Source organism: Streptomyces sp. NPDC056486, assembly GCF_042795295.1.
In the GTDB taxonomy this organism is placed as follows: domain Bacteria; phylum Actinomycetota; class Actinomycetes; order Streptomycetales; family Streptomycetaceae; genus Streptomyces.
The window spans coordinates 1-9,174 of record NZ_JBHTSF010000251.1 but is presented as its reverse complement, the minus strand read 5'-3'; the positions used below and the strand labels follow the sequence as shown (position 1 = coordinate 9,174).

Below are 9,174 nucleotides of genomic sequence, written 5' to 3'. Positions count from 1 at the left end.
CCCCCGTGCGGGCACCGCCTCGACCACTGTTTCCGGCCGACTGTGGTCAAACCTTGGACAGACCTTGAACGGGCAGGTCAGGGTGGTGAGCGGGCTCGGCAGGACGCCGTCCGGTCCGGCTCGACGACGGGACGGGGCCGGAAGGGGGGCCGTGGAAGCAGGAGGTTCGGTACGGTGACGGTGCGGTTCGCGGTGCTGGGTGACATCGAGGTCCAGGTCGGCGACCAGCCGCTCGACATCGGGCACATGAGGCAGCGCGGTGTACTGGCGGCGTTACTGGTCGACGCCAACCGCACCGTCTCGGTGGATCAACTGGCCGACCGTATCTGGGCGGACCGGCCCCCGCGGCGGTTCCGTTCCACCCTGTACAGCTACCTGTCCCGATTGCGGCAGGCGCTGAGCTGCCTCGAGGGCGCCGGGGTACGGATCGTGAAGGAGCCGGGCGGTTACCAGCTCACCGTCGACGCCTCAGCGGTGGACCTGCACCGGTTCCGGGACCTGGTGGCGCGGGCTAGGACCACGGAGGGCGGCGAGCATGCCGTAGCCATGTTCGAGGAAGCGCTCGGCCTGTGGCGGGCCGAGCCGTTCGCCACCCTGGACACGCCCTGGTTCAGCACGCTGCGCGAGACGCTGGCCCGTGAGCGGCTCGCGGCCGAACTGGACCGAACCGACCTCGCGCTGCTCCAGGGCCGTCACGGCGAGCTGCTGGCCGACCTGACGCCGCGGGCCGAGGCGCACCCCCTGGACGAGCGGCTGGCCGGTCAGCTGATGCTCGCCCTGTATCAGTCCGGGCGGGCGGCCGATGCGTTGAGCCATTACCGGTGCACCCGGGAACGGCTCGCCGAGGAGCTCGGCGTGGACCCCGGGGCGCCGTTGCGGGACCTGCACCAGCGGATCCTCGAGGCCGACCCCGCACTGGCGTCGTCGCACCTCTTGCCGACGGCCGCCTCGCCGCGGCCCGTGCCTCGTCAACTTCCGGCACCGCCTGCGGTCTTTGCCGGTCGCGTCAAGGAACTGCACCAGCTGACGGCGGCGTTGGAGGCTTCGACGGACGCCGAGGGCGGTCCGGGCGAGACCGTGGTGATCTCGGCAATCGGTGGCATCGGTGGCATCGGCAAGAGCTGGCTGGCTCTGCGCTGGGCGCACGAGAACGCGCACCGGTTCCCGGACGGACAGCTGTACGCGAACCTGCGCGGTTTCGACCCGGCCGAGCAGCCGATGCCCGCCGCCCTCGTGGTACGCGCCTTCCTCGATGCGCTGCGCGCTGCCCCGGACAGCATCCCGGCGGACCCGGACGCGCAGGCCGCGCAGTACCGGAGCCTGCTCACCGGACGGCGCATGCTGATCGTCCTGGACGATGCCCGCGACGCCGACCAGGTCCGGCCGCTGCTGCCGGGCAGCCCTTCGTGCACCGTGCTGATCACCAGCCGCAGCCGTCTGACCGCGCTGGTGGCGACGCACGGGGCCCAGCTGCTGCCGCTCGACGCCCTCGGCCGGGACGAGGCGCATCACCTGTTGGTCAGCCATCTCGGCACACGCCGGGCCGCCGCCGAGCCGGAGTCCGTGGCCGCGCTGGTGGACCACTGCGCGGGGCTCCCGCTGGCCCTGGGGATCGTGGCCGCTCGCGCCGCCACCCACCCGGACTTCCCGCTCGCCGTCCTGGCCGGGGAACTGAACCAGGCCACCGACCGCCTCGACGCGCTAGATGGAGGTGATCTCACCGTCAGCCTGCGGGCGGCCTTCGCCGCCTCGCACCGCGCGCTCACCTCGTCGGCCGGCACCCTGTTCGTCCTCCTGGGCCTGGCTCCCGGGCCGGACATCAGCCTGGCCGCAGTGGCGAGTCTCGCCGCATCTTCCCCGGCCCGGGTCAGAGCTCTGCTGACGGAACTGGAGTCCGCCCACCTGGTGCGGCAGGACCGCCCCGGACGCTACGGAATGCACGACCTGGTGCGCCTGTACGCCGCCGAACTCGCCCATCGACTGCCCGGCCAGGACAGGGAGGCCGCCCTGACCCGGTTCGTCGACTTCTACGCGCACACCGCTTACGCGGCCAACGAACTCCTGGACGGCCCGCACACGCCGTTCGCGAGCAGGATCGAGACGCTGGCGCCCGGGTGCGGCCCGTTGAGCCCGGCGGACACCACGGCCGCGCTCCAGTGGTTCGACGAGGAACATGTCTGCCTCCTCGCCGTCCAGTCCCTGGCCCTGGCCACCGGCCGTCACCCCCGGGTGTGGCAACTGGCCTGGTCCCTCATCTCGTACCACCAGTCCGGTTACCACCTGACGGAATACTTCACGGTCTGGCGGGCCGCCTTGACCGCGGCCGAGCGCCATGGCGACGCTCCTGCCCCCAGAGCCCTGGCCCACTGGCGGTACGGACACGCCCACTCGCTGACGGGCGACCACAGCGAGGCCCTGCACCATCTCGGTGCCGCCCTCACCCTGTCCGAACGCACCGACGACATCGCGGGCCAGGCGCACATCTGCCGCACCCTCGGCCGGGTCTGGGAGCAGTACGGCGACGACGAGCGCGCGCTGGAGCATGCATTGCGCGCCCTCGCCCTCTACCAGCAACTGGACAATCCGGTCTGGCAGGCCAACCAGCTCAACGCCGTGGGCTGGATGCACGCCCAGCTCGGCCGCTATCCGCAGGCGCGTACTCATTGCGAGCAGGCGCTGCGCCTGTACGACGAACACGGGCGTCCCGGCGACGCCGCCTCCACCCTCGACAGTCTCGGCTACATCGCCCATCGCACCGGCCGGCACCCGCAGGCGGTCGAGTACTACGAGCGGGCCCTGCCCCTCTTCCGCGAGTACGCGGACTTTTCCAACGAGGCGGACACCCTCGCCAATCTTGCCGAAACTCATCAGGTCATGGGCAGCCTCGCTGCCGCCCGCGCAGCCTGGGAGCAGGCCCTGGCGCTGTACCAGGAACAGAAACGCACCGCACAGGCGGAACAGATACTGGCCCGGCTGCGGGACTGATGACCGTTCAACTGCCGCTCACCACCGGTGCGGAGTGCAGGGCGGCGCGGCGGACCGCAGAGCTGTGCCGCGTCGAGCTGACCAAGCGGCTCAAGACCGGAACGCGGTGTGCGGCAAGTCGCCTGCATGTTCTGTGCGGATGGTGCTCTGATCGGCTGATTCAAGGTTCCTCCAAGATTCGGGCAAGGCCGCGTGAGCAAGGTGGTGGCCGTCGAACAAGTGCGAAGGCCGAGGCTGTCCCGCCAGGGCCTTCGCTGGAGGAAGGGATAGAGATGGACATCCGCAAGATGATCGCAGGGCTCGCTCTCGGAGCCACCGTAGGACTGGGTCTCATGGCCGCACCTGCCCAGGCGGCTACCGCCGCGTCGCCCGCTGCTCCTGCCGGTACGAAGAGTGTTCTTGACGGCCGGAGCGCGCAGGAGAGCCGGCACTTCTACAGCAGTCACCGGACCCGTGGGGAGTGCGAGACCCGAGGGTGGTACTGGGTGAATCGGAACCCCTCGTGGACCTGGGAGTGCGAACCCGGCCTCGGCACTGACGGGAAGTTCAAGTACCACCTGTACCTGTGGTACTGAGGGCGTGGTAAAAGCCCGCGAGCAGAACATCTCCCGCACGCTGTCCTGGAGTTGCGGACCGAGCGGATGCAGACGGGCGCGTTCACTGGGCTGCGGATGACGCCACCCATGGCGGCTTCCGCCGACTGACCGGATGCTGCCGGTAGCCGTGTGCTGCCGCGCACGACGGGGCCGGTAACCCCGCTGTTCAGCGGCTCGGTCCGCTGCTCACGCAGGAGTCGGCCGAGCGGCTGTGGACCGTGGACGGCATGCCGGTCCCGGTCCGCAGCCGCCAGGTCTTTCGGAGTCCGCCGCTGCGGCGGCAAACCGACGACTCAGTGAGCGAGGGAGGGTGCAGATCTCCTCGGGGGGGGACGGGTTGAGCTGGGAGAATGCCTTTGCGGGTGTTGGTGGCGTGGTCGGGTCTTTACCGTGTTGGGTGGGTCAGCTCGTTGGCGCGACGCTCCCGCAGTACGCAGAAGATCACGAGGCTTGTGCCGACCAGCATCAGGGCGATGATCTGTGCCTCGTGGTTGGCCCGCAGCCACCAGTCCCACCGCCCAGGGGCCCGCCGAACGACGGTGTGATCGCCGGCGCCGCGACGAGCAGCGGCCCCAGATGAATGTCGGGCGGCGCAAGAACGTCGATCACGGACACCGCAACGATCCACGCGATCGGGATGGCAGCAAGCGCCCGGCGCTGGTGTCGTCGGCCCGAGGCGGGCGCCGCCCGGGACCGGCGACAGCACCCCCCGATCATCAGGGCAGGTGCCACGAGCCATATCGGCCCCGAAGGCACGAGTCCAAACCGGGCTCCACGACGAAGGCGACGGGCGAGGCGGGCCGGGCGGGCGGCTGTGCCGGTCGGTCCGGTGATGTCAGAGGATCCGACAGAGTGCTGTGTAGCGTCCTGTACGCGTTGCTACGATGGGAGGTATGGCGAAGAAGCAGATCAACGTGAGAGTCGACGAAGCCGTGTACTCCGGCATCGAGGAACGCGCGGCGGCCGCCGGGATGGAAGTCAACGAGTACGCCCGCCAGCTGCTCGCCGACGAGGCCAACGATCTGCGCCACCGTTTCCTCGTCGCGGGCGATCACTTCACCGGCGAGTGGGCCGACCACTTCGAGGAGCGTTTCGGCGCCGACAGCCAAGGTGCTGCCCCCGCCCGCAAGGCGGGCCACGCCGCGTGATCGTGCACATCGACCGGGCCTGGCTCCTGGATCTGGCCCACCGCAGCCTGCCTGCAGACCCGCAAGTGACCGACTTCGGCAGCCTGCAGGCTGCCGTCGCCCGCCACACCGACAAGGTGATGGACGTCTATGTCTACGCCGAGCCGCACCACCGGGCCGCGGCCCTCATGCACCAGCTGGTGCGCGTCCCCGCGCTGGAGGCACGCAACAAGCTGTTCGCCGCCGTCGTTGCCGCCTCCTACCTGAGCGCGTCGGGACTGTTTGTCACCGTCGGCGCCAAGGCGGCCGCCGACCTGGCCGAACGCATCGACCGCGATGCCCTGGACGTACGCAGCGCGGCCGCCGAAATCCGCTCCTGGACGCAGAACTGAGCGGCAGCGGCCCCTCAAGGAGCTGTGGTGCACACGGCCTCCCGGGGCGCTGCCTTGGGGTAGAGCAGATCCGCTCTACAGCTTCGGGCACCTGATGCCGAACCGATACGGCGTGGCCGTGCATTCCATACGTTCTGGCTAGCACGTACGCAGTTGGACCTGGGCAAACTTGAGCAGGCATGCCATACGGCAACACTCGCCTTGGGCCCAGCTTCTGCGGTTGCATCGGAGCAGGTGTCGGGCCATCTCGGGGAATTCTACGATCAGTTGGCCCCGCACAGGCGAAACCCGCAGCCCTGGGCCTTGGCTCTGTCTCGCCGGGATGGCGGTCATCTCGTACGCCCCGCGCGGGCACCGCCGGTCGCGCCGCTCAGCTCGCCAGAGCCTGGGCGGCGTACAGCGCCCCGAGGGCAGCGGCGAGGGCGCCGAGCAGGAGACGAAGCGCGGTCTCGGGCAGGTGTGGTTGGAGCCGAGAGCCAAGGTAGCCGCCGAGTAGACCTCCAAGGCCGCAGACCAGGCCGAGCCACCAGCCGGGTGCGACGGGCCCGGAGCTCACCGCGGCCAGCACAGCGTACGCGGCGGCTCCGGCGAGCGAGGTAATGAAGGTCGCGGCGAGCGTGGCCGGTGCGAGACGGGCCATGGGTATTCCGCGTGCGGCGAGGAGGGGGCCGAGCAGGGAGCCGCCGCCGATCCCGTAGATCATCCCGCCGACCAGTCCGACGGCCAGAGCGAGCGCGGCCAGCGCGGGCGCTGACGGCTCGCTGGCTTCCGAGCCCGCCCGGCGGCAGGTCGGGCGCAGGGTGCGTAGGAACAGCCAGGCGCCCAAGGGCAACAGGAGTGCAGCGATCAAGGCGCGGAAGACGCCAGGGCCAAGGAGGGGGAAGACACGGACGGCGGCGCCGGCGACCACGCTGGGGAGCGTCCAGGCCACGAGGCGCCGCGCAGAGCGCCGTTGCGGCGGTAACGCCATAATGCCCCTGGCCCGGCCACCACATTGAACAGCAAGTTCGTCGGCGTGACCGCAGGACTGGGTACCCCGAGGACGCTGAGCTGGACGGGGAGGAGAAAGACCGCTCCAGAGACACCCGTCGGCGCGGCCACCGTCGAGATCAGCAGGCCCGCCGCGAACCCTATCCAGACCGTCCACTCCACCGCTGCCCGCGCCCTCGCCCTGGCTCTGTCGCCGGGTCAGTATCGGCGCACCGAGCCGGGCGGGCGCGGACCTGCAACGAGATGTTCATGAGCAGCAGGTGCGGCACGGCTTGCAGCCGCACGCCTCTTGCTCAGACACGGCCTTCTAGAAGTCGCTAACAAAGTTGTTGGACGTGTCGGTGAGTGATCAGGCAGGCAGCGAGGCTGAGGAATGCTTCGTGGATGTCGTCGCGCCGTTCCCAGCGGATGCGAAGACGGCGGAAGCCATGCAGCCAGGCGATCGTACGTTCGACGACGTAACGGAAAATGCCCAGGCCAGAGCCGCGCGGCTGGCGCCTTCCAGTAGGTACGCGATGGTGAAGAGCGGGCCAGCGGCCATCCCGCAGGCAAGCAGTGTTTGATTACCCATCCCGTCAACCTATGTTGACAGAAAGAGTGCGTCAACCTGCATTGACGTAAGGATGGGCAACAGTCATCAACCCCAAACGTGTAATCGCCAGCCCAGGCCCCGACTCATGCCTCTGCTCCGGAAGATCAAATGCGGGACATCCCTCAGCTGAGACATCACACCGCGGCGGGCAAGAACCGGACAGGTGAGTCTTTCCCTCAAGGGGAAGTGCTGCGGTTATGCCGCCAGGCGGGTGCCGCGGCGCCAGATGGCGCGGGTGTTGAGGGTGTCGCCGATGTTGCTGACTGGGTCGCCGTCGACCAGCAGAAGGTCGGCGCGGAGTCCCTCGGCGATGCGGCCGCGGTCGCTGAGGTGGAAGCGGCGGGCTGTGGTCGCTGTGGCTGCGCGCAGGGCCCGTGCGGGGGTGAGGCCGGCCGCTACCAGGTACTGCAGTTCGTGGTGGAGGCTCGCTCCGTGTGCCAGGCCCCCGAAGAATGTTTCGGGCATGGAGACGTCGGTGCCGGCCAGCACGTCGACGCCGACGGCGTCCAGCGCGCGCACGGTGTCGTACACGTCGTGGAGTTTGCCCTGCGGGTAGCGGTTGTAGCTGGAGCGCAGGGTCTGGTCCCACTTGCTGTCGAGGCGTGCGGCGACCCGGGGGTCGTCGGCGAGTTCGCTGCCGGTGATTCCCATCATCGAGGCGTTGAGAGTGATGCAGGGGATGACGAACATACCCGCGTCCTTGATCACGCCGATGATCTCGGCGGTGTGCGGCTGGTCCATGAAGACGTGGGTCACGCCGTCGATGCCAGCTTCGGCGGCCATCCTGGTGGCCTCCACGGTCAGCGCGTGGGCCACGGTCAGGGCGCCGCACTTCTTGGCTTCGGCGACCCCGGCGTTGACGGTGGCCTGGTCGAGCGCGGGCAGCCCGGGGTGTCCCTCCACGCTGCCGTCGTCGATCATGAACTTGATGAAGTCGGATCCCCGGGCGAGGAGTTGGGGGACGAAGGCTGCTGCTTCCTCGGGGGTGCTGGAGAACGGCATCAGGGGCATCACCGGCGGGAGGTCCCACTTCGGCCGGAAGCCTTCGGGCATCAGCTCACTGGGGTGACCACCGGGCGGTGTGATGGCAAAGCCGGAAGAGCGCACGTCAGCCAGAGTGTCATCGTCGGTGATCAGCCCCCGGTTCTCCCGGGTGTTCATACCCTGCATCTCCAGTTCGGTTGTCACCCCGAACCGCAGGGCGAGCGCCAGGGAACCGGGAGCGGAGTGGACATGGGCATCGATGAGTCCGGGCAGCAGTGTGGCGCCGCCGCCGTCGACGATCTCGCTGCCCTCGGGAGCGTCGCCACCGATGCGGGCGATCCTCCCGCCGTCGATGACCACGGTCCGCACGCCTACGGTCTTCTCTCCGTCGAAGATCTGCGCATTGGTGATCGCTGTGAGCGTCATAGCAGTCCGCCTCGTTTCCTCACTCGTCCAAGATTTACATACCTAATGCTATGCACTTGTCTAGTGGTATGCAAATGTGCGGATCGGGCCTAGACTCGGCCACATGAGCAGCGCGTCTTTCTCCGAGCAGTCTTCCGACGAGATGGCACTGGCCCAGATCGGCCCGGCACTGTCCCGTCTGCGGCGACGCGCACCGGCATCGAACAAGGACCTGTCCCGCAACCTCGTACTCAATGTGATCGCCGATGCGCCGGGCGAGACGACCGTCGGTGGCCTCGCTGCCGAGATGGGCGTCGCCCAGCCGGTGGCCAGCCGGACCGTCGCCGCCTGTATAGAGGAAGGGCTGCTGCGCCGGACGGCGTCCCAGTCCGACGGACGCCGCACGGTGCTCGAAGTCACCGAGCACGGCGAGGCTGAACGCAACCGCTTCGCCACTGAACAGCGCAAAGCGTTCCAGGAGATCACCGCCGCCTGGTCACCGGAGGAGCGGATCCAGTTCGCACGCCTCTTGGCTCGATACGGAGCTGACGCCACTGCCTGGTCCAGGAAACAGGCCACAAGCCGCGACTGAACGAGCAGCACCCCGACACCGAAGCACGGCCAGGAGCCCAGGCATCGATCGCGCCGACGGACGATCTACCGATCCGACAGTCGCCCGTGAGCGGGGTGAGAACCTGAGAAGCGATCACACCAGCCCCTTGACCTGCGACTTCAAGTTGGCGGCAACTCACAGCGGCGCAATCACGGGTTCAGACCGACCTTGTGGTCCGCTGCGCATCATGCCGACGTCATGTCGCTCTGCAGGGAGGCAAGGATCTGCGCGATCGCCGAGTCGGCTGAGTCAGGGGATCGCTCCTGCCAGGACTGCATCGTTTCGCAGATGGCGGCCGCAGCGGTGCGCACCTGTGCAGCAAACTCATCGGGCAGCGGTCCCAGCTCAACGTTGTCGCTGTAGGCGCCTGTGATGACGATTGGGCCGTGCAGAACTTGCGGCCGAAGCGGGCCTGGAGGCGTGCCTGGTAGATCAGGCGGTCCTGCTCCAGCTTGATGACCTGCTCGTACGAACGCAGCTCCCACAGCTT

At 68.7% G+C, this 9,174-nt stretch carries 7 protein-coding genes and 4 pseudogenes; 6 read left to right on the top strand and 5 right to left on the bottom strand.

Features of this window, described 5'->3' with window-relative positions:
• Window positions 1–174 precede the first annotated feature (174 nt).
• Window positions 175–2,985 (top strand): BTAD domain-containing putative transcriptional regulator, encoded by a 2,811-nt coding sequence (locus ACFQ7F_RS43845; RefSeq protein WP_383284663.1) that lies wholly within the window; start codon window positions 175–177, stop codon window positions 2,983–2,985.
• A 272-nt stretch (window positions 2,986–3,257) separates the two neighbouring features.
• Entirely contained in the window at window positions 3,258–3,560 is a 303-nt protein-coding gene (locus ACFQ7F_RS43840) for a hypothetical protein (protein WP_383284660.1), read from the top strand.
• Between the two features lie 421 nt (window positions 3,561–3,981).
• Here the strand turns inward: ACFQ7F_RS43840 and ACFQ7F_RS43835 are convergent.
• Window positions 3,982–4,298: pseudogene (locus ACFQ7F_RS43835) on the bottom strand (hypothetical protein); the annotation flags it as partial.
• 176 nt (window positions 4,299–4,474) lie between these two features.
• Here ACFQ7F_RS43835 and ACFQ7F_RS43830 point away from each other — a divergent pair.
• The 3 genes and pseudogenes from ACFQ7F_RS43830 to ACFQ7F_RS43820 all read left to right on the top strand — a co-directional run.
• Window positions 4,475–4,729, top strand: coding sequence for a plasmid mobilization protein (locus tag ACFQ7F_RS43830; RefSeq protein WP_383284657.1), 255 nt, complete (start codon window positions 4,475–4,477; stop codon window positions 4,727–4,729).
• On the top strand, window positions 4,726–5,100 hold the full coding sequence (locus ACFQ7F_RS43825; RefSeq protein ID WP_383284654.1) for a fic family toxin-antitoxin system, toxin component: 375 nt from the start codon (window positions 4,726–4,728) through the stop codon (window positions 5,098–5,100). Before ACFQ7F_RS43830 ends, ACFQ7F_RS43825 begins: the two co-directional genes overlap by 4 nt.
• 108 nt (window positions 5,101–5,208) lie before the next feature.
• Window positions 5,209–5,391, top strand: a pseudogene (locus ACFQ7F_RS43820) (hypothetical protein); the annotation flags it as partial.
• Window positions 5,392–5,470: 79 nt separating this feature from the next.
• On the opposite strand, the pseudogene ACFQ7F_RS43815 reads toward ACFQ7F_RS43820, so the two are convergent.
• From ACFQ7F_RS43815 to ACFQ7F_RS43805, 3 genes and pseudogenes are all read right to left on the bottom strand, one after another.
• Window positions 5,471–6,252: pseudogene (locus ACFQ7F_RS43815) on the bottom strand (TSUP family transporter).
• Window positions 6,253–6,407: 155 nt separating this feature from the next.
• Window positions 6,408–6,590, bottom strand: a pseudogene (locus ACFQ7F_RS43810) (transposase); the annotation flags it as partial.
• Between the two features lie 287 nt (window positions 6,591–6,877).
• Window positions 6,878–8,092 carry an amidohydrolase family protein gene (locus tag ACFQ7F_RS43805; protein ID WP_383284651.1) on the bottom strand — a complete coding sequence of 405 codons (1,215 nt, stop codon included), beginning with the start codon at window positions 8,090–8,092 and terminating at the stop codon, window positions 6,878–6,880.
• A 103-nt stretch (window positions 8,093–8,195) separates the two neighbouring features.
• Here ACFQ7F_RS43805 and ACFQ7F_RS43800 point away from each other — a divergent pair, with 103 nt between their 5' ends.
• Window positions 8,196–8,663, top strand: coding sequence for a MarR family winged helix-turn-helix transcriptional regulator (locus ACFQ7F_RS43800; protein ID WP_383284648.1), 468 nt, complete (start codon window positions 8,196–8,198; stop codon window positions 8,661–8,663).
• 206 nt (window positions 8,664–8,869) lie between these two features.
• Here the strand turns inward: ACFQ7F_RS43800 and ACFQ7F_RS43795 are convergent.
• Window positions 8,870–9,174: hypothetical protein (locus ACFQ7F_RS43795; protein ID WP_383284666.1), on the bottom strand; the 305-nt coding region annotated here is incomplete at its 5' end.